The 17920-nt window shown below is 49.0% G+C and carries 20 protein-coding genes, 1 tRNA gene and 1 pseudogene; 11 read left to right on the plus strand and 11 right to left on the minus strand.

Annotation, left to right across the window (positions count from 1 at the left end; genetic code table 11):
* Nucleotides 1-15: 15 nt before the first annotated feature.
* Complete coding sequence (locus tag MVG27_RS04225) at nt 16-834, minus strand: D-aminoacyl-tRNA deacylase (RefSeq protein ID WP_297550239.1); 819 nt, start codon at nt 832-834, stop codon at nt 16-18.
* Nucleotides 835-1060: 226 nt separating this feature from the next.
* On the opposite strand from MVG27_RS04225, the gene MVG27_RS04230 reads away from it, so the two are divergent.
* The 3 genes from MVG27_RS04230 (at nt 1061) to MVG27_RS04240 (ending at nt 4850) form a co-directional block, all read left to right on the plus strand.
* Nucleotides 1061-2110 carry a TAXI family TRAP transporter solute-binding subunit gene (locus MVG27_RS04230; protein ID WP_297550237.1) on the plus strand — a complete coding sequence of 350 codons (1050 nt, stop codon included), beginning with the start codon at nt 1061-1063 and terminating at the stop codon, nt 2108-2110.
* A 128-nt stretch (nt 2111-2238) separates the two neighbouring features.
* Nucleotides 2239-2565, plus strand: a complete 327-nt coding sequence (locus MVG27_RS04235; RefSeq protein WP_297550235.1) for a DUF1850 domain-containing protein — start codon at nt 2239-2241, stop codon at nt 2563-2565.
* Between the two features lie 2 nt (nt 2566-2567).
* Entirely contained in the window at nt 2568-4850 is a 2283-nt protein-coding gene (locus tag MVG27_RS04240) for a TRAP transporter fused permease subunit (protein ID WP_297550233.1), read from the plus strand.
* A 1-nt stretch (nt 4851) separates the two neighbouring features.
* Here the strand turns inward: MVG27_RS04240 and MVG27_RS04245 are convergent, their stop codons facing one another.
* Nucleotides 4852-5022: a class III signal peptide gene (locus tag MVG27_RS04245; RefSeq protein ID WP_297550231.1), complete on the minus strand. Its 171-nt coding sequence runs from the start codon at nt 5020-5022 to the stop codon at nt 4852-4854.
* Between the two features lie 70 nt (nt 5023-5092).
* Complete coding sequence (locus MVG27_RS04250; protein ID WP_297550229.1) at nt 5093-6301, minus strand: hypothetical protein; 1209 nt, start codon at nt 6299-6301, stop codon at nt 5093-5095.
* Nucleotides 6302-6353: 52 nt separating this feature from the next.
* On the opposite strand from MVG27_RS04250, the gene MVG27_RS04255 reads away from it, so the two are divergent.
* Both MVG27_RS04255 and MVG27_RS04260 read left to right on the plus strand, forming a co-directional pair.
* Nucleotides 6354-6953 (plus strand): RNA ligase partner protein, encoded by a 600-nt coding sequence (locus MVG27_RS04255; protein ID WP_297550258.1) that lies wholly within the window; start codon nt 6354-6356, stop codon nt 6951-6953.
* A 25-nt stretch (nt 6954-6978) separates the two neighbouring features.
* Nucleotides 6979-7055, plus strand: a tRNA-Thr gene (locus MVG27_RS04260).
* A gap of 17 nt (nt 7056-7072) precedes the next feature.
* On the opposite strand, the gene MVG27_RS04265 is transcribed toward MVG27_RS04260, so the two are convergent.
* The 4 genes from MVG27_RS04265 to MVG27_RS04280 form a co-directional block, all read right to left on the minus strand.
* Complete coding sequence (locus MVG27_RS04265) at nt 7073-7369, minus strand: hypothetical protein (RefSeq protein WP_297550227.1); 297 nt, start codon at nt 7367-7369, stop codon at nt 7073-7075.
* A gap of 89 nt (nt 7370-7458) precedes the next feature.
* A complete protein-coding gene (gene gcvPB / locus MVG27_RS04270) occupies nt 7459-8967 on the minus strand; it encodes an aminomethyl-transferring glycine dehydrogenase subunit GcvPB (protein WP_297550225.1) in 1509 nt (502 codons plus the stop codon).
* Entirely contained in the window at nt 8968-10314 is a 1347-nt protein-coding gene (gene gcvPA, locus MVG27_RS04275; protein ID WP_297550222.1) for an aminomethyl-transferring glycine dehydrogenase subunit GcvPA, read from the minus strand.
* Nucleotides 10315-10436: 122 nt separating this feature from the next.
* On the minus strand, nt 10437-11735 hold the full coding sequence (locus MVG27_RS04280) for a phospholipase (protein WP_297550220.1): 1299 nt from the start codon (nt 11733-11735) through the stop codon (nt 10437-10439).
* Nucleotides 11736-11911: 176 nt separating this feature from the next.
* Here MVG27_RS04280 and MVG27_RS04285 point away from each other — a divergent pair, with 176 nt between their 5' ends.
* Nucleotides 11912-12595: an HAD family hydrolase gene (locus MVG27_RS04285; protein ID WP_297550218.1), complete on the plus strand. Its 684-nt coding sequence runs from the start codon at nt 11912-11914 to the stop codon at nt 12593-12595.
* 36 nt (nt 12596-12631) lie between these two features.
* Nucleotides 12632-13213 (plus strand): hypothetical protein, encoded by a 582-nt coding sequence (locus MVG27_RS04290; RefSeq protein ID WP_297550216.1) that lies wholly within the window; start codon nt 12632-12634, stop codon nt 13211-13213.
* Here MVG27_RS04290 and MVG27_RS04295 read toward each other — a convergent pair.
* A complete protein-coding gene (locus MVG27_RS04295) occupies nt 13200-13478 on the minus strand; it encodes a hypothetical protein (RefSeq protein WP_297550214.1) in 279 nt (92 codons plus the stop codon). The genes MVG27_RS04290 and MVG27_RS04295 overlap by 14 nt on opposite strands.
* A 91-nt stretch (nt 13479-13569) precedes the next feature.
* Between MVG27_RS04295 and MVG27_RS04300 the strand changes: the two genes are divergently transcribed.
* The 4 genes from MVG27_RS04300 to MVG27_RS04315 all read left to right on the plus strand — a co-directional run bounded on the left by MVG27_RS04300 (nt 13570) and on the right by MVG27_RS04315 (nt 16164).
* Nucleotides 13570-14247 carry a metallophosphoesterase gene (locus MVG27_RS04300; RefSeq protein WP_297468233.1) on the plus strand — a complete coding sequence of 226 codons (678 nt, stop codon included), beginning with the start codon at nt 13570-13572 and terminating at the stop codon, nt 14245-14247.
* A gap of 45 nt (nt 14248-14292) precedes the next feature.
* The gene (locus tag MVG27_RS04305) at nt 14293-14997 is read left to right on the plus strand and encodes a PrsW family glutamic-type intramembrane protease (protein WP_297468288.1); all 705 of its coding nucleotides are present in this window, start codon (nt 14293-14295) and stop codon (nt 14995-14997) included.
* Nucleotides 14994-15212 carry a hypothetical protein gene (locus MVG27_RS04310; protein ID WP_297550211.1) on the plus strand — a complete coding sequence of 73 codons (219 nt, stop codon included), beginning with the start codon at nt 14994-14996 and terminating at the stop codon, nt 15210-15212. Before MVG27_RS04305 ends, MVG27_RS04310 begins: the two co-directional genes overlap by 4 nt.
* 160 nt (nt 15213-15372) lie before the next feature.
* A complete protein-coding gene (locus MVG27_RS04315; RefSeq protein ID WP_297550209.1) occupies nt 15373-16164 on the plus strand; it encodes a hypothetical protein in 792 nt (263 codons plus the stop codon).
* Here the strand turns inward: MVG27_RS04315 and MVG27_RS04320 are convergent.
* The 3 genes and pseudogenes from MVG27_RS04320 to MVG27_RS04330 all read right to left on the minus strand — a co-directional run.
* The gene (locus tag MVG27_RS04320; RefSeq protein ID WP_297550207.1) at nt 16161-16505 is read right to left on the minus strand and encodes a DUF1667 domain-containing protein; all 345 of its coding nucleotides are present in this window, start codon (nt 16503-16505) and stop codon (nt 16161-16163) included. The two genes, MVG27_RS04315 and MVG27_RS04320, sit on opposite strands and share 4 nt — an antisense overlap.
* The gene (locus tag MVG27_RS04325; RefSeq protein ID WP_297550255.1) at nt 16502-17755 is read right to left on the minus strand and encodes an FAD-dependent oxidoreductase; all 1254 of its coding nucleotides are present in this window, start codon (nt 17753-17755) and stop codon (nt 16502-16504) included. Before MVG27_RS04325 ends, MVG27_RS04320 begins: the two co-directional genes overlap by 4 nt.
* Nucleotides 17755-17920: pseudogene (locus MVG27_RS04330) on the minus strand (FAD/NAD(P)-binding oxidoreductase); the annotation flags it as partial. The pseudogene MVG27_RS04330 and the gene MVG27_RS04325, both read right to left, overlap by 1 nt.

A 17920-nucleotide genomic window follows, 5' to 3' on the forward strand; every position in this document is an offset into this window, starting at 1 on the left:
TTTAAAGGTTTCGGCTCAGTCTCGGATGAACTCAAGACCGAGCTCTTCTGCGAGATTTTTTGCCAGTTGCCGGGTCTCGCCTTTACTCCCTTTCCAGTCAACATATATCGCCTCAACTGTTTCTACTGTCCTATCGATAGCCTTAAGGAGCATCTCCTTTGGAAGGGGATGTACATACTTTGGCGCTATATGGCCAAATGCAATGTCACTGTTGAGAGCCCGTTTAGTCTGCTTTGGAGCGTAGTGACCACCACCTATTCCGATTGCGACTTTGAACTTGGTCTTGTTGTAGTTCTGAAGGACGTAGATAATTGTCTCTGCTATTATCTCGCCAGCTCTGTTGTTTTTCCACTCCTCCTCGCTTGAGCCAATCTCTATGAAGAAACTTGGAACATTCAGTTCACTTGGTCCATGATGCGTTGCCTCGTAGCAGACCGTCCAATTGAGGTCGTTGAGCTCATTCATTTTAAGGAGAGCAAGTTTCATTGCACTTGGCACCGCTATCGCAAGGCTCTCATCTTTTCCGCCGTACATTGCCCTACCCCAGTTCCCAGTGACATGGGTTGTTAAGGCGGGCAACTTCTGCTTGCTTGAATGCCTAGAGGCAAAGGCTATTATCTCAGGCTTGATATTAAGCTGGTTCTCTATAGCATCGTCGAGATTATCATAATAAATCATCTCGTCGTTAGTTGTTAGGATCAATGTTTCATTCCTCTTATAAACAGGATTCCCATCAAAGACAAGCTCAGTTTCTTTGAATCCGAAGTTTTCGATTAGTTTCTCTCTTATGTTCATTGAGGCTGGATCAACTTTTGTTGTCATTATGATTTTCATTGGATTGTCACCGGAATTTGGTTTGAAGATAGCTTATAAAACGTTATGCCTACACAAACCAGTGTTCAAAAAATCCCGCGAATTTATAAAAATTGATAGGAAAAAATGCATGATAATTTGTGAGTTTTTCGAACCTGTAACACAAACTTTTAAAATATAAAAGTTCATTAATAGACTAATATGGCCATGTAGCCATATTATGTGCACCAATGTGGAGGTGAGTAACTTGAAGAAGCTAGGAACACTGGCCATTGTGGCCGTTTTGGTTTTGTCTATCTTTGTTGCTGGATGTATAGGAGGTCAGAGTAGCACATCTACAGCAACCCAAGGAGGTGCTTCCACAACTCAAAGTTCAAGCTCTGGTGTCAGCTATTCTGGAACAATAACAATCTACACTGGAGGTACGAGTGGAGTTTACTATCCGCTTGGTTCAAAATATGCGGAACTTCTCAATAAGGCTGGAATAAAGGCTAAAGCCGTTACAAGCGGTGCAAGTGTTTCAAACGCTAAGGCAATTGGAGATGGAAACGCACAGGCGGCTATTATGCAGAACGATGTGGCTTACTATGCGTACCACGGGTTGTACATGTTCCAAGGGCACCCAATTAAGAACCTTCGCGGTGTTGCGGCACTTTATCCTGAAACTGTTCAGTTCGTTGTCAGGGCTGACAGCGACATAAAGAGCCTTCAGGACTTGGCAGGTAAAAAGGTCGCTATTGGAGCGCCCGGAAGCGGAACAGCAGTTGCCGCTGAGCAAATATTAAAAGCCGCTGGAGTTTGGGACAAGATTCAGAAAGTCAACCAGGACTTTAGCCAGGCAGCTCAGGCTCTCAAGCTTGGCCAGATTGATGCCGCTGTTATAGTTTCAGGTGCACCAACTCCCGCTATAACTCAAATAGCCGTTACAACTCCTGTGAGAGTTATCCCGATCTCTGACGAGGTTCTTAACAAGCTCAAGAGCGAGGGCTACATCTTCTACGTCAGGCAGGTTCTTCCAAAAGACACCTATAAGGGAATGACCGAAGACACGCCAACCCTTGCAGTTAAGGCTCTTCTCGTCGTCAGCGCGAGCCTTCCAGATGACGTCGTTTACGAGATGACCAAGGTTCTCTTCGACAACGTTGATGCCCTCCGCGCCGTCCACCAGAAGGCCAAGTACATAAGCCTTGACACGGCTCTTGACGGTATGAGCATACCGCTCCACCCGGGAGCTTACAAGTATTATGAGGAGAAGGGACTCAAAGTTCCAGACAACATTAAGCCACCTAGCGGGTGAGACACTTGAATCGTAATTTTTTCTTTTTTTTACTGCTTCTCGCTCTTATTGGGTCAATCTTTCCAGTTAACTCTCTTGTTATAACTACCGTATCATCTTCCCATGCATACCTTTTGGGGCAGGTCTGGATGAGAATTGAATACAACCATAGTGTTGAGCATAGTGAAGTCATAGAGGTAATCGAGGTTAATTCAAGTGGCATGTTCGTACGGAAAATGCTCTGGAAAGACTTTGGGGCCGGTCTTCCAGAGGATATACAGGGGAGAGAGGGTGATTACTACTACAAAATCATAGACCAGCCCCTGGGAAAGAGTCTTGACTACTGGTTTATACCGTTTAATCGTCCTAAGATCGTTATTAATAACAGAACCGTTATCAGGCCCCCGACTCCCGGTTTAGTTAAGTTTCGAGTAGAAAAATGTCCTTTAATCCTCGTCTTGGTGGGGAGGTGTTAAGAATGGAAGAAAAACAGAACGTTGAGATTGAGAAATTGGAGGAAGTAATAAGCAGAACAAGAAAGCTCCCTCCAAAACTTGAAAAGGTTGTAACAATATCTGCAATTCTCATTGGTATATATGAGATATTGTTTATCTTTAACTTCAACGGTGCACTCTACAACATGCTCTCCAAGGTAGGGATAAGACTTAGTTTTCTGTTATACACCCTCCAGAGCCAACAGGGGGAGGCTTTTGTTCTGGCCATGATCCTTGTTATAGCGTATCTTCTCTACCCCTTTAGGAAATCAGAGCGGTTTAAGAAAGTGGGTCCCTTGGATTACCTCTTCATAGGGCTAAGCCTTTTAACAATGTTTTATTTGTTCTTTAGGTATCCTCAGTATGCAGAAACTGCATCGGTATATGAAAGGGACGTAATATTTGCGTTCCTAGCGATTTTGGTCGTCCTTGAAGCCACTCGGAGGGTTATTGGGTGGGTTCTTCCACTGGTTGTCATAGTTTTCCTTGGATATGCCCTCAACAACATAGGTTTCAATCTTAAGGTTTTCGCAGAGCATATGTATCTTGCCAGCGAGGGAATCTTTGCGACTCCTCTCTATGTCATGACGATCTACGTCTTTGCGTTCATCTTCTTCGGATCATTTTTGCTTAAGATAGGCATCAGTGACTACATAACCGAGTTTATGATAAGTCTCTTTGGATCTCGGCCAGGTGGTCCTGCTAAAGCTGCGGTAATAGCGAGTGGGTTAATGGGAACTGTGAGCGGTTCGAGTGTTGCCAACGTTTTAACTACTGGAACTTTTACGATACCCTTGATGAAAAAGGCTGGATATCCCCCTGAGATTGCGGGAGCAGTGGAACCTGTTGCATCGACAGGTGGTCAGTTAATGCCACCTATCATGGGAGCAGCGGCATTTATAATGGCGGAATTCTTGGGCATTCCTTACAACAAAATAATAATTGCCGCTGTAATTCCGGCGCTGGTATATTACTCTGGAGTTTACCTATTCATTGATAGGGAAACAAAAAGACTTGGCCTAAAAGGTATGCCAAAGGAGCAATTCAAACCCATTAGATACTTCCTGAGGAAGAGTTACATTCTACTGCCAATAGCTGTTATAACGGTAGCCCTCGTCTGGGGAATTCCTGCCCATATCGCAGCTATATCTTCTCTGGGAGTTGCCATCTGGGTTGCATGGATATCAAAAGATAACATTACCGGAAACGAGGCTCTCTACGTTGCAATAGCCCTAATAGGGACTTTTTTGATGTTTGCCGGCAAGGGATATCCTGTGCTCATTGCTCTATTTGGAATTTTGGTTGTGCTTGGGATATTAAAGAAGGGAGTTCAGTTTAACGAGAAATTCTACATAACAGCACTGTTCCTCCTATTTATAGCATTTAATCAGGCTATTGGAATGAGCAAGGAGAACTTACTGTTCCTGACTGGGATTTTTGGAATAATATTCTCACTTATAGTCGGCGCTATATCTAAAACACTCGATGGAAAAGCAATGTTCTCCGCAACTTATGAGTCAATGATCGAGGCTGGAAAAACGAGCACAGCAGTGATGCTTGCTGCAGCCAGTGCTGGCTTGATCCAGGGATCTCTGACAATAACAGGATTGGCCAACTCTCTTGGCTATCGGCTCGCTGGTCTAACCGGAGGAAACCTATGGCTATTGCTTGTAGTCACAATGGTGTTCAGTCTGATACTTGGAATGGGCGTTCCGACAACTGCGAACTACATCATTACTTCTCTTGTCATGGCACCTGCTATTTATCAAGCAGTTAGCTCTGTTTATCCCTATAACCAGCCTGTTCCGGGCTTTGCAACGGCAATAGCATTGCTTGCTGCACACTTCTTTGTATTCTACTTTGGAATCCTCGCAGACATTACTCCACCAGTAGCGCTGGCAAGCTATGCAGGTTCGGCCTTAGCAGGTGGTGACTTTTGGAAAACAGCTCTAAATGCCGTTCGTTATGCAATAGCTGGCTACATCGGGCCATATATATATTTCACGCACCCAGAGATGTTCCTTATAACAGTCAAGAATTGGCATCTTGGAACTGTCGGGCTAGTACTCTACGATCTTTTTGCTACAATTCTGGTGCTCTACATGTTATCAGCAGGCTTTACAGGGTGGCTTAAGGGACATCTCAAAATGTACTACAGGGTAGCATTGATAGTTGTTGCTCTAATAGCAGCGTCTCTCCACCCAATACCAGTTGCAGTGAGTCTTGGATTAGTTGGAATTGGACTGCTGGGAAAAGTCCAAGGATGAGCTATCCATTTGTCATGTTTTGAAGTATCTCTATGATTTCTTTATTTGCCTTTTCTATGGTTTTAACGGCACTTTGAGATGTTTTTTCTACAAGCCTCACCGCTATGAGAACCATTAAGAGTGCAAGGGCTATCATGAACATATACTCTATCGCAGCCTGAGCCGATCTCATTGTTCTCACCCCACGATAGTCTAGAGCTGGAATAAGATTATAACATTTTGGTGGAGAAAACAAAAGGAAGTTAATAAAGCATGACTTCAAAACCCAATTCACTGAGTAGATCGGCTAATTCTTCATGATCAACATATGCTAAAAGGTGGTGGTTTCCAAGGGTTCCGTCGAGAAACTCAGGAGCATCTTCAACCTTAAGTTTGACCTGAGTTCTGCATCTATTTTCCAAATGTTCATTTCCTTTAACTTCTGTATGAGCAACTACCGCTCTTCTGCCCCTAAGCTTAAACAGAGTTGCCGATCCCTTCGGGAACTCGACGTCAACGCCAACGCCGATGCCACTCTCGAAGTGGCTTCTCAGCCTATAGCGCCAGAGAAGTGGTGCAGTGCAGTGGGCGAGTATAACGTAGTTCTCCCCGAAGTCGGCCACGTTGCCCATGAAGGCTGGCTTGTCAAAGTATTTTCTGATGATGTACATCCCAAGGAGGGAGTTTAGCTCACCCTCGCAACCAGCTGGAATCCCCTCGGCGTTGAACATCGCCAAGGCCAGACACGGTGTTGCGTTGAGCTTTCCTATGAGGTCGAAGCAACCTATCGTGAATCCATCGAGCCTGTAGTCCCTCAGGATTTCCCTGATGGCAAGGTATATTCTTCCGGCCTTCGTTAGGGCCCCCTTCCCGGGCTCCTTTATCTCCTCCGCCCTCTCAAAAACGTTCTCAACAACCTTCCATCCGTCATCGTCGCTTGTCTTGTCATAATACTCGTAGAACTTCTTGAGACTAATCCTCGTGTAGGGGAGTTCGAACCTCTCGTTGACGAGCCAGGGGGAGATTCTACCTATTAATCCAAGCCTCGCACGGAGGAAGGGTTCCAGCGTTTCGAGGGAATCCTCGTAGGCCAGAAGTGCCGCTTTAAGTTCATCCATGTTCTTGACAAGGGTTGAAGGAACGAGTCTCTCGCGCAGGAATTCCCTGATTTCTATTCCAGCCGCTAATGAGTTGTTGAAAGGGTCTCCGAAGATAACGGTGGGCCTTCTGAAGACGAAGAACTCCTTAAGGAAACCCTCTGTTCCGCCGGTTAGGGGGTAGAGGACTATGGCATCAACCTCATTGAAGTTGAGCTCCCCCTTGGCCTCTTTAAAGTCTGCCTTTGAGCTCAGGGTAAAGCCTCCAACTACGTCGAAGTCTCTGGCAAGGGCAGTAAGGAAATCGGAGACCTTTTTCTCAAACGACTTCGGGTTTGCGAGTTCACTAACACCGAAGGCGACGCCAACCTTCATGCTTCCACCCAACTTTTTAAAGCTTCGGCCCTAAATAACCTTGTGGTGGCCGATGGTTCTAAGGTTCGTTCTCGACACGAGCATATTCGTAAACCCGGAAATTAGGAAGGACTTCGGGGATAATCCAACGGAAGCCATGAGGACCTTCCTCAGATACGCGGAGAAGCTCTTCGGCAAGGTGGAGTTCTACATGCCACCCGGAATATATAGGGAGGTCATGCACTTCGTTGACGAGGAGCTGAAGCCGGAGATAGAGCTCTACATCATCAAGAAGCCACCGAACCTACACGACCTCAAGATTCCGGCCTTCGTGGTTTACGAGCTGATAGACGACATAAGGCGAAGGGTTGATAAAGGCCTGAGGGTTGCCGAGAAGGCCGTCCGCGAGAGCGTAATTGAAACTGACAACGTGGACAAGGTAATCCAGAAGCTCAGGAGGAACTACCGCAAAGCCCTTCGCGAGGGGATAGTTGACAGCAAAGAGGACTTCGAGCTTATACTCCTCGCTAAAGAGCTCGACGCGACTATAGTCTCGGCGGATGTTGGAATTCTTACGTGGGCTCAGAAAATGGGAATTAAATGGATCGATGCTTCTACGTTCAGAGATGTCTTGGAAGGACTTGTCAAAAAACTGGCAGAGAAAAATTTATAAAGGCTCCGTCCATCGTATCAACGACGCCCCGGTGGCTCAGCCTGGTGGAGCGGCCGCTTGGTAAGCGGCAGGTCGCGGGTTCAAACCCCGCCCGGGGCTCCAAAATTGGAGTTTTATGTCTAGTTTGCAAGGAATACAGTCCAACTTTGATACTCTGTTTCGATTAATATCTCAATAACTTCTCTGTTTCCCCCATAGTCTATCTCTCTTACTGTTATCTTGTTGTTCACATGGCCTCGTACAACAGCCTTGTGGACTTCTCTCGGTAACTCTTCCGTGACTGGTATGATTACCTCTTCAACATATATTCCCACTAATCTTCCCCTTCGGAGAATAAACCCCTTAATAGGGAGTGTGTACTCAGTAATGTTCATCTCATATTGAGCATTCCTAACCTGCCCAACCCCAAGTGTCATCTTAATCACCCATGTGTAAGTTTCTTATTACATATTTGGTTCTCTTGCTTTAAAAACCTTTCTGAACAAAAATGGGTAGAAAAGGACAGTTAATAGTCTATCTCGCCCTTCTCTTTCAGCTCAAGGTACATCCTCCAGCTGAGGACGGGTTTCTTAGCCGCCAAAACGTCGTCAACTCTCCTGACAGCGGTGTTGTGGGGGGCGCTTTTCACAACCTCGGGACTGCTGTAGGCTTCCTCGCTTATCTTCTTCAGAGCTTCCACGTAGGCATCGAGCTCTTCCTTGCTGACAGTCTCGGTCGGTTCTATCATCAGAGCTTCATGAACAATCAGTGGGAAGTAAACTGTCGGCGCGTGCATTCCGAAGTCGAGCAATCTCTTCGCCACGTCCATTGCAGTAACCCCTGTTTCCCTCTTCATTGGCTCGGCCGAAAAGACTGTCTCATGCTTCCTGAGTTCCTTGCCAGGGAGTTCATAACCACGGGTTCCCAGCAGTTTTCTCGTCAGGTAGTTGGCGTTGAGAACCGCTATCTCGCTCGCGTTCTTCAGTCCCTCGCGTCCCATTATTTTGAGATAAGTTAAGGCCCTGACCATGACCGCAAAGTTGCCGTAGAGCTCCTTCACCTTTCCTATGCTCTTGGGCACGTTGTAATCCAGGTAATAGCGGTCGTTTTCTTCGTCATAGCTCACGAGCGGAACCGGCAGGTAGTCCTTCAGGAAGTCCTTTACTCCAACAGGCCCGCTTCCGGGCCCGCCGCCACCGTGTGGAGTCGAGAAGGTCTTGTGAAGGTTGAGGTGCACTATGTCGAATCCCATATCCCCGGGCCTGACCTTGCCGAGAACTGCATTGAGGTTCGCGCCGTCGTAGTAGAGCAGTCCTCCAGCCTTGTGGACTATCCTCGCTATCTTCACTATCTCGTCCTCAAAGATGCCGAGCGTGTTGGGGTTGGTAAGCATTAAGCCAGCTGTCCTCTCGCCCACGGCATTTTCGAGAGCTTCAAGGTCTATCGTTCCCTCTTCCGTTGAGGGAATCTCTATGACTTTAAAGCCCGCCATCGCTGCACTTGCCGGGTTCGTTCCGTGGGCTGAATCGGCCACGAGCATCTCGTCCCTCTGCGGTTCACCGTTATCGAGGTGGTAGGCGCGGATTATCGAAACGCCGGTAAATTCTCCGTTCGCTCCGGCCGCCGGCTGTAACGTAAAGCGGTCCATACCTGTTATCTCCTTCAGCCACTGCTCCAGCTCCCACATGATTTTGAGTGCTCCCTGGACGGTTCTTTCATCCTGATACGGGTGAATGTAGGCAACGCCGGGGTGTGAGGCTATCTCCTCGTTTATCTTGGGGTTGTACTTCATTGTGCACGAGCCGAGCGGATAAATGCCCGAATCAACGCCGTAGTTCATCTCGCTCAGCCTTGTGTAGTGCTTGACTATCTCCGGCTCGCTCAGCTCCGGAAGGTTGGGTCTGCTCTTCCTCCTCAGTTTCTCGGGAATTTCCACATTGACGTCTTCAATCGGCTTCGGCAGGGTGTAACCGATTCTCCCCTCGCGGGAGAGCTCGAAGATGAGCGGTTCGTCCCATTTAGCCTGACGGAACATTCAGGCCACCTCCTTGAGGGCCCTGATTAGAGCTTCAACCCATTCTTTCCTCGTCGTTTCGGTGGCCGAGAATAGCGCTGTCTCGCCGAGCTCCGGGAAGTGATTTCCTATGTAGTAGCCACCGTGGATTCCCCTCGCGAGAAGGGCTTCGTGTATCTCCCTGTAGGGCCTTTCGAAGCGAACAGGAACATCCTTGAAGTATAGCCCCTCGAATGGAACCTCGGCAACTTCGGAAAGGCGTTTCCTGAGGTAAGCCGTGTTCTTGAGGATTGTCTCACCGAGCTCCTTCAAGCCCTTCGGCCCGAGGCTCGCGAGATGTATGGCTGAAGCGACGGCCACTAGGGCCTCATTGGAGCAGATGTTCGAGGTGGCCTTGGCCCTTCTTATGTGCTGTTCCCTCGTCTGGAGCGTCATCACAAAGGCCCTTCTTCCCTCGGCATCTTTCGTCATTCCGATTATCCTTCCGGGCATCTGACGGATGAGCTTTTTGTCGTTCCTCACAGCAAAAACGCCGGCCCTCGGCCCGCCGAAGTTCATGGGGTTACCAAGGTAAGCGGCCTCGCCGACGGCTATGTCCGCTCCGAGTTCTCCGGGAGCTTCAAAAACCCCGAGCATTGTGGGGTCTGCCCCGACCACGAAGTACGCTCCGGCCTCGCGGGCAATCTCCCCTATCTCCCTTACGTTCTCCTCGACCAGTCCAAAGAAGTTGGCCATTTCAACGTAAACGCCGGCCGAGTTCTCAACGGCCTCCTTGAGCTTTTCCATGTCAAGCTTGCCTTCATCATCCCAGGGGACCTCGACTATCTCCAGATTCGCCCCCCGGGTGTAGGTCTCTATAACGGTTCTCTTCTCAGGGCTGAGTGCCTTCGGAATTACGAAGCGCTTCCTCTTACCCCTATGGAGTCTCACGGTCATCAGGGCCGCTTCGGCTATGGCAGTCCCCCAGTCGTACATCGAGGAGTTGACAACCGGCAGGCCGTAGAGTTCAGCCATCATGCTCTGGTATTCGAAAAGGGCCTGAAGCATGCCCTGACTTATCTCAGCCTGATAGGGGGTATAAGCTGTCAGGAACTCACTTCTCTCGATTATGTATTTGACGTGAGCGGGAATGTAGTGGAAGTATGTTCCCGCACCGAGGAAGCTGGGCATCTCAAGAACTGTTCTGTTCTTTGAGAGAACTTCGTTGAGCTCTAGGAAGACTTCATACTCGCTCTTTCCCTCGGGGAGGTCGAACTCCTTGACCATGCCCTCCGGAACGTCGGAGAAGAGCTCATCAATGGAACCGAACCCGATTTCCCTCAGCATCTCGTCCCTCTGGGCGAGGTTTGGAAGGTAATGCTTCCCCATGCCAATCACCTCGAAAGGTTAAGACGGTCGTTGAAAGTTGGATGGTTAGAATATATGCTTTGTGCTCAATTGTGGGCACGGCCTCGGAAGTGTGCAAAAAGGTATTGAAAGGTAAAAGAAAATCAGCCGGTAACGCCTACGTCTTCAAAGAACTTCTCCATAAGCCCCGCGACGAGTCTGATATCATACTGCATCGTCTGATATACCGCCCACTGGACTTTGGTATACGTCCTGCCGTCCAGGGTCTTGAAGTTACTGGGGGAATTGGGGTCGAAGTTTGCGTGAACAACTATGTTTCTGATGGACCAGCCGTCAACCGTGTCGTCCAGCCAGTCATCCTTGTCAACGTGGGTGTAGATGTAAACGGTGTCCCCCGGAACGGTAACTTCAGTGGGCCCTATAAGGTTAGGGTCTTGGGAGTACTTGGCTATGAGGTGGTGGTCCTTATCGTAGATTTCGACGTAGCCGAGAGTTTTTCCGTAGAAGTTCTGCATGTCAATGTCGAAGAAGACAAGGGTTATGGAGCTGGCTCCAAGGAACTGGAGCTTAAGAACACTCCAGTCACCCTTTTTGAGCTCCCTCGTCCAGAAGTAAGGACCTAAATGACCGAGGGGCCCCCAGAGGTTTATGTCTTTTCCTGTGGCATAGACCATATAGCGCCATGAGTTGTGGGCGGCGAGGTCCACGTAGGCCCACGCGACGCCATTGGACAGGCTCATGTGTCCGTTTTCGTGAGGCCCGCGGTATATGTCCTCTCCCTGAATGAACTTCTTTTTCTCCTCGGGAATCTGCCACCACTTTATGGGGGTCAGGTTAAGGGGAACCCTTCCGTTCAGCATATCGTCGGCAACCGTGGGGGAGACGTTGTTTTCAACGAAATCATGGGCGTCCTCGGCGTATTTGAACTCCTCGAGAACCTCAAACAGGTGGGGAGTGTTGTGGGCTATAATCATCGATGCGTCCTCAAGTATGTGCACCGTCCTGCCAAGGTACAGCATGGCCCCACTGTAGTTGCCTTCTTTCCAGAGTTGCACTGCCTTCTCATAGAGCTCTTGAGCCTTGTCCGCGGCGGAAACATCGTGTCCAGTCGCTATATCAGTGATAAATAGCCCTGCGTGGTCCATCGGGTCTATAAAATGATACTGACTCTCAAGGGTGTACGTCTTGCCCCCGATTGTTACGCTCCCGCCTCTCCAGTCCTCGTCATAGGCACCGTAGAGAAGCTGGTTTTGGTATTTCATCAGGATTTCACCGAGTTTGGGGTTATCCTGATAGACGGCCTTTATTGCCATGTAGGTAAGCCTCTGGTGAACGTTCATTTTGTCGTTCAGACTAGGTCCGTTGGTCGGCCATGCTACTGCGTATGTGCTTGAAAAAAGAACAAAAACAACCACCATGATTGTAGCAATCACTTTTTTCATTTTAACACCCCCTTGGCAGGGATGTTGTTAATGATACCCGGATAAAAATTTTTTGAGTGACAATAGTTACGATGGTTGGAAAACAATTGAACAAACTTTAATTCAACTTCCCAAGACTATTCCCAGGGGACAAAAGTTTAAAGCACCCTAATGTCTCGGGCAAAAGGGGATGGACGATGATAATAGCATTTGATTTCGACGGAACACTCGTTGACAGTTATTCCTGCATTGAGGAGGCCTTCCTTCGAGCGCTTGAAAAGCGTTATCGCTGGCTTCCCGGAAAAAAGCTCTGGGCGAAGTTGCTAACAAAAATCGAGCTCCAGTTCGAGAGGCCGAGCTTAGGGGGACACAAGAAGACCCATAAGCCTCCTTTTTTCCTGAGGACTAAGTTTTTCGAGACCTGGTTCATCGAGAGGGCAAAGCTGAGTAAGCCGATAGACGATTCACCGGAACTGCTCAAAAAACTCAAGGAGGAAGGACACACCGTTATTTCTTTCTCGGCCGAGGACTTCATAGATGGCATGAAGGTTAAAAGGCTCAAGATGGCAGGCCTGTACGACCTCTTCGATGACGTTATCGTCTTCGGTCGTGAAATGACGCTCGATGAGGCCTTCCGGCTCGTTAGGGAAAAATATGGAAACGAGACCTTTATCTGGGTGGACGACAAGCCCTGGCGCTTCATCGGCAGGGGCGATGAGAAAACCGAGTTCGTGTGGTACTACTTCCCCTTCACGGCCAGGTTCGTTGAAAAGAACCGTGAAAAACTTGCCCTAATTCCACACCTTCACGTCATAAGGGACCTCTGGAGTCTATTCGATGTGATTGAGAATGTGAAAAAGAGAAAACATCCAGAAGGATAAAATATTTTTAGGATGTTTTCCAATTACCCTTGGAGGATGCCCATGAAAAATCCCCTAAAGAGCAGGGTTGTGATACTGTCACTGGTTGCGTTCACTGCAATACTAGTCCTCTCTATTGGCCCTTGGTGGAAGGACTTAATGGGTAGCGTGAATTCTCAACCGCCAAACGTTACGGCAATATACCTTGGGGTTTCTCCACCTGCGGGTGAGTGGCAGTTCATCGTTGGGGACAGACTCCTCAGTGACTGTTCCGTTGCCTATGTCTACAACTTCACCCCGACTGGTATTCTCACGATTTACGAAATTGACGAAGGGACATTAAGGGCCCTGGGCTTCGAGGCGAACACAACCCGTTGCACGGACAACCTTGAATACGGCTATGTGGCTGTAAACATAAGCCAGAAAATTGATTCCCTCTCGATAGTCGTCTGGATCAGTAAGAGCTCCTCAAACGGCCAGGACGTTTACTTTGTGGAGCTCGGTAGCTGGAGGTTCGTCAACGGTTCCTACATCGGCTACATAGCTCCGCCCATGGACAAGAACTACATGCTCCTTAACCTCAGCGCAGTTAGGAGAATGGTAAATGAAACCGGAATCCACTACATCAATCGCCGCTGAGATACTCAAGGGTGTCCTCCACGAACTCGTTCCAGTCCTCTTCGCTTACCTCTTCAAGCCTTACGCTGAATTCCTTTCCGAGGTTCCACCTGACGGCAATTTTTCCTTTGTCCGTCTCCGCTATGACCAGCCCAAAGGGTGCATCGCCCATCCAGTGGTGCTTTGAGAACTCGATTGTGAAACCCCTCTTCTTGAGCTCCTCAAGGATTAGCTCGTAGGTCTTTGCCGGGCCGTAGGAACTCCTGGCGAACCCAATATAGGCCATTTTTACTCACCATTGTTACCTTACTGGTCGGATTTAAAACCTTTTCGGTTCCCCTAACAAAGCTTAAAAAGACTTCATCGAACTTAATCTTATGAAGCCCGAGCCACTTCCGGAGAAGGCATTAAAACTGGGAAAAAACCTGATAATAGCTGATCTGCACCTCGGTTACGAAGTTGCCATGGCCAAGGAGGGTTTTTATCTTCCCCGGGTATTTCACGAAGTTGTTGGAAATCTGAAAGACCTTATAGAGCGCGAGAGACCAAAAAGACTTATCATAAACGGCGACTTAAAACACTCCTTTATCCCTGAGTGGCGAGAGAGAGCTGAGTTGAAGGCCTTTTTTGACGAGATAGGCAATCTGGTTGGAGAGATAGTTCTCGTCAGGGGCAATCACGACGTTGGAATTCTTTGGCTTAGAGAGCTTGGCGTGGAGATAGTTGATGAGCTCGAAATCTCTGGTTGGAAGCTCGTTCATGGTCACAAACCGGTTGAGGGTGAGCGCTTTATAATCGGTCATGAGCATCCCGCTATAAGGCTCCGCGACGAAGTTGGTGCCATCCTCAAGGTTCCGGCGTTTCTCTTTGGCGAAAGGCTTATCGTTCTTCCCGCCTTCAGTCCCTGGGCGTATGGAAACGATGTCCTCAGGGAGGTTGTTTCTCCCTTTCTGAGATTTTATCGGGAGGACTTTAGAGTGGTCGTTCCTGTTGAAGGAGAACTTCTCGATTTTGGCAGGCTTTCCCGTCTCCGGGAGGTTTTAAAGAGGCTTTAGCGAAAGGTTTAAACCTCTCGTGGGTTACTTTTGTGGGTGATAGCGATGAACGTGCTGACGGCTCTGATATTCTTTGCATACGCTCCGGCCCTCGCGATACTCTGGTATTTCTATCACAAGGACAGATACGAGCCAGAACCCAAGAGATACGTCATAGCAACGTTCCTTCTGGGTGCCACCCTCTCGGTGGGCATTGCCTATATCGTCGAAAGCGTTTTGACTGTCGGAGGCCTGATACAACCAATACTTCCAACCACGGCTTTCTATGTTGCCTTGGTTGCGGGGCTTGTTGAAGAGCCGGCAAAGGCCCTTGCTGTTAGATTTCCCTACAAAGCCGGTCAGATGGATGGCATAATGGACGGCTTGGTTTACGGCGTCGCGGCGGGTCTCGGCTTTGCGGCTACCGAGAACTTCCTCTACGGCCTAGGTTGGGGCGTGGCCGTAACACTCACAAGGGCTTTCCTCACGCCCTTTGCCCATGGAACGTGGACGGCCATAATCGGTGTTGGTTACGGTCTCAAGGCTGAGGGGAAAGTTGAGTCCCTCTCTCAGTTTTACGCCCTCGCGATTTTCCTCCACTTCATATGGGACTACTTCGCGTTCCTGAGTGCAACGGTTCCGGCTTATAACATAATGCTCATATTCCTGCTCTTAGTTAACCTGTCAATCCTGCGCTACTTCCTAATCCTTGGCGAGGAGGAGGACAGGCAGAGGTTCTGGTATTACCTCGTCAGGAGGGGTTGGCGATGAAGGACATAAAAAAGCTCGAGGAGGCCCTCTTTGAGGCTCGACCCTACGTGGAGTACTGGGACAGGCTGGAAAAACTCGTAAAGGAACTCTGGGAGGAATCGGAGAACGAAGAAGAGTTCATTGAGCGTTTAAAGGAGGAACTCCAGCGGGCGGAAGAGCCCTTTAAAACAGACCTGAGGATTTTCCTTCAGAAGTTTGAAGCCATTGAAGGCTGACCTTTGGTTTATATCCTGTGGTGTATTTGTTCTTCTTGTCAGGTTTTTATGGTTTTACGAGGGGATTATTTCTAACATACTTTTGTTTAAGCTTTCCTAATTCGAAAAGTATTTAAGGAAGATGCATCCTCCCCTCGTGAAAACGACTGGAGGTAGTAGCATGAAGAAGATCCTCCTATCGGCTGTTGTCGCTCTACTGGTCGTATTTGCCGCGGGATGTGTGGGCAAAAGCACGGGTTTGACTGAGGAGAAGGTCATCCATGCTATCAAGAACATAAAAACTGCCCACTACGATGAGAACTTCACAATGGCCATGGACTTTACCCTGCCTGAGGAGAACACGACCGTTAACCTGACCATGAACCTGAGAATCACCGCAATGTTGGACAGGGTCAACAAAAGGGCTCTGGGGAATTACACCGGTTGGGCCTATTACAATGGCCTGAACATATCGTTCAACTGGCCCGTTTACATTGAGGGCAACGATACCTATTTCCAAGTAAACCACAGGTGGTACAATGCGACCGACAAACAGGAAAGCGGTTCAGGTTCCTACAACCTCGACGCCATTCGCTCCCTGCTCAACTCGACAAACGTGACTATTCTACCAATTGCTGACGGATATCAGTTCAAACTTAACCTCAGTTTTGAACAGTTTGTCAATGCAACGGGAAGAACTTATGCTCTCGACAAGCTCTTCAGGCTCAATGGAAGTGTCAAAACAAACGAAGGCTGGGTGCTCGTGAAACTCAAAAACGATGGAACACCCTATTACATTGAAACATACTTTGACCTCACACTCCTGATTCCAGACCCCATCACTAAGGAGAGCGTGCCGGTTCACCTCCGCGTCCATGACAGAGAAGCGCTGACAAAGATAAACGAGCCGGTTATAATAAAAAGGCCAGAGGGCATTGAGAATGCCCCACCTTTCAACGGTCTTTGGGGCTAAGCCCCTCTCGTTGCAACTATTTTTATCCCTTCCCACTCGGCAACGACGTCCCCAATTTTTACGGGGGCCTTTAATTTTAGGTTTGCCAGGAATTTCATAAGCTTGGGTATCTTTTCTTTCGGGACAGGTTCGGCAGTTTTGACGCTCACCGTTGGAAGGGCACCGCCTTCAACAGGAACAACGCTCATCACTACCCGCTTGGGGTTTGTAACCTCCTGTATTGCCCATTCCTTTCCTCTGGGGCATGTACAACCCCTGACATCCTTAATCTTCCCGTTCTCAACTTCGACTTCGATAGCACAGCCGAGTGGGCAGACTATACAGGTGAAGCGATAAATCATGCCTTCACCACCTCCACGGTGAGCCTCTCTGCCTTCCTGATTTCCTCTGCTTTGAGCCTTATCCTGAGCATCTCAGCGGGCTTAACCACGGGAAGCCTTATCCTCTTGTCTACCTCTGGAATCCTGAGCTCAACGTTTTCCATTGGCCTTGTAACGCGGAGGTATAGGTAAACGTCCCTTTCTCCGCTCAGGTAGTGGGGAACGATGAGCCTAACGTTTTCTCCTCTCTCAACCTTAATCCACTTTCTGCTCTCGATTCCACCGTTTTCAATGAACTCTTTGGCTCCCTCCGCTGCAAGTCCCCCCTGCTCTGCCACATAATCAACGAGGTCGTTTATGAGGAGCGAGTTTCCAGCAACGAAAATTCCGGGAATGCTCGTCTCAAGCCTGTCGTTGACAACAGGCCCACCGGTTGCTGGGTCAATTTCAACCCCAATCTTCTTCAGCTTCTTCACCGCTGGAACGAGGCCCGCTGAGACAACCAGGGTATCGGCCTCAATCCAGAACTCTTCGCCCGTCTCGTTGAGGTTCTCGTCAACCTTAACGACCTTAACCTTCTCGACCCTTCCCCTTCCGCGAACTTCCACGACCTTGTGGCTTAGGTAGAGGGGAATGTTGAAATCTCTGAGAATCATGACGTTTCTCGCCAGCCCACCGGGATACGGCATAAGCTCCACAACGGCTTTTACCTTCGCTCCCTCAAGGGCAAAGCGCCGGGCCATTATCAGGCCAACATCGCCAGAACCGACGATGACGACTTCTCTCCCCGGCATTATCCCATAAATGTCCATGAGCGTTTGGGCCTCTCCTGCCGTGTAAATCCCGGCAACCCTGTCACCTACTATTCCGATTTCGAAGGCGTGCCTCTCTCTCGCTCCGGCGGCATAGATGATGGCCTTCGTCCAGACCTGATATGCACCGCTCGGAGAGGTGAAAAACACAACTTTTTCAAGGTCGGAGTAGTTTCTGATTTCAAGGACTCTGGCCGAAGTTCTGTACTCAACACCCAACTCGACGAGCCTCTTGGCAAGGCGCGAGGCGAACTCAGGCCCCGTCAGCTCTTCTCTGTAGTAGTGGAGTCCAAAGCCGGGGTGAATGCACTGTGGCAGAATACCGCCAAGGTAGTCGTTTTCATCTAGTAAGAGAACGTTTAAACCGAGTTCCTTGGCCTTTATTGCCGCGGCCATTCCCGCGGGCCCACCACCTATGACAACGACGTCGTACCTGAGGGCCGGGATATTCGGGAACATCATGCACCATCCCCCCTGAGCAGAACCTTGACGTCTCCTATCCCAATCTCGCTTCCCCTGCCCTTCAGCGTGACCTTCCAGGGCTCGACGCCGTACTCTTTGGCTAAAAGCTGGACTATTTTCGGCCTGCAGAAGCTTCCCTGACAGGTTCCGGTTGTAGCTTTC

Source organism: Thermococcus sp. (genome assembly GCF_027011145.1).
Classification (GTDB): Archaea; Methanobacteriota_B; Thermococci; order Thermococcales; family Thermococcaceae; genus Thermococcus.

Excerpts from the sequence above, each read along its gene's own strand:
- MVG27_RS04225 (WP_297550239.1), bottom strand. The coding sequence starts at position 834 with ATGAAAATCATAATGACAACAAAAGTTGATCCAGCCTCAATGAACATA.
- MVG27_RS04235 (WP_297550235.1), top strand. The coding sequence starts at position 2,239 with ATGAGAATTGAATACAACCATAGTGTTGAGCATAGTGAAGTCATAGAG.
- MVG27_RS04240 (WP_297550233.1), top strand. The coding sequence starts at position 2,568 with ATGGAAGAAAAACAGAACGTTGAGATTGAGAAATTGGAGGAAGTAATA.
- MVG27_RS04245 (WP_297550231.1), bottom strand. The coding sequence starts at position 5,022 with ATGAGATCGGCTCAGGCTGCGATAGAGTATATGTTCATGATAGCCCTT.
- MVG27_RS04250 (WP_297550229.1), bottom strand. The coding sequence starts at position 6,301 with ATGAAGGTTGGCGTCGCCTTCGGTGTTAGTGAACTCGCAAACCCGAAG.
- MVG27_RS04255 (WP_297550258.1), top strand. The coding sequence starts at position 6,354 with ATGGTTCTAAGGTTCGTTCTCGACACGAGCATATTCGTAAACCCGGAA.
- MVG27_RS04265 (WP_297550227.1), bottom strand. The coding sequence starts at position 7,369 with ATGACACTTGGGGTTGGGCAGGTTAGGAATGCTCAATATGAGATGAAC.
- gcvPB (WP_297550225.1), bottom strand. The coding sequence starts at position 8,967 with ATGTTCCGTCAGGCTAAATGGGACGAACCGCTCATCTTCGAGCTCTCC.
- gcvPA (WP_297550222.1), bottom strand. The coding sequence starts at position 10,314 with ATGGGGAAGCATTACCTTCCAAACCTCGCCCAGAGGGACGAGATGCTG.
- MVG27_RS04280 (WP_297550220.1), bottom strand. The coding sequence starts at position 11,735 with ATGAAAAAAGTGATTGCTACAATCATGGTGGTTGTTTTTGTTCTTTTT.
- MVG27_RS04285 (WP_297550218.1), top strand. The coding sequence starts at position 11,912 with ATGATAATAGCATTTGATTTCGACGGAACACTCGTTGACAGTTATTCC.
- MVG27_RS04290 (WP_297550216.1), top strand. The coding sequence starts at position 12,632 with ATGCCCATGAAAAATCCCCTAAAGAGCAGGGTTGTGATACTGTCACTG.
- MVG27_RS04295 (WP_297550214.1), bottom strand. The coding sequence starts at position 13,478 with ATGGCCTATATTGGGTTCGCCAGGAGTTCCTACGGCCCGGCAAAGACC.
- MVG27_RS04300 (WP_297468233.1), top strand. The coding sequence starts at position 13,570 with ATGAAGCCCGAGCCACTTCCGGAGAAGGCATTAAAACTGGGAAAAAAC.
- MVG27_RS04305 (WP_297468288.1), top strand. The coding sequence starts at position 14,293 with ATGAACGTGCTGACGGCTCTGATATTCTTTGCATACGCTCCGGCCCTC.
- MVG27_RS04310 (WP_297550211.1), top strand. The coding sequence starts at position 14,994 with ATGAAGGACATAAAAAAGCTCGAGGAGGCCCTCTTTGAGGCTCGACCC.
- MVG27_RS04315 (WP_297550209.1), top strand. The coding sequence starts at position 15,373 with ATGAAGAAGATCCTCCTATCGGCTGTTGTCGCTCTACTGGTCGTATTT.
- MVG27_RS04320 (WP_297550207.1), bottom strand. The coding sequence starts at position 16,505 with ATGATTTATCGCTTCACCTGTATAGTCTGCCCACTCGGCTGTGCTATC.
- MVG27_RS04325 (WP_297550255.1), bottom strand. The coding sequence starts at position 17,755 with ATGTTCCCGAATATCCCGGCCCTCAGGTACGACGTCGTTGTCATAGGT.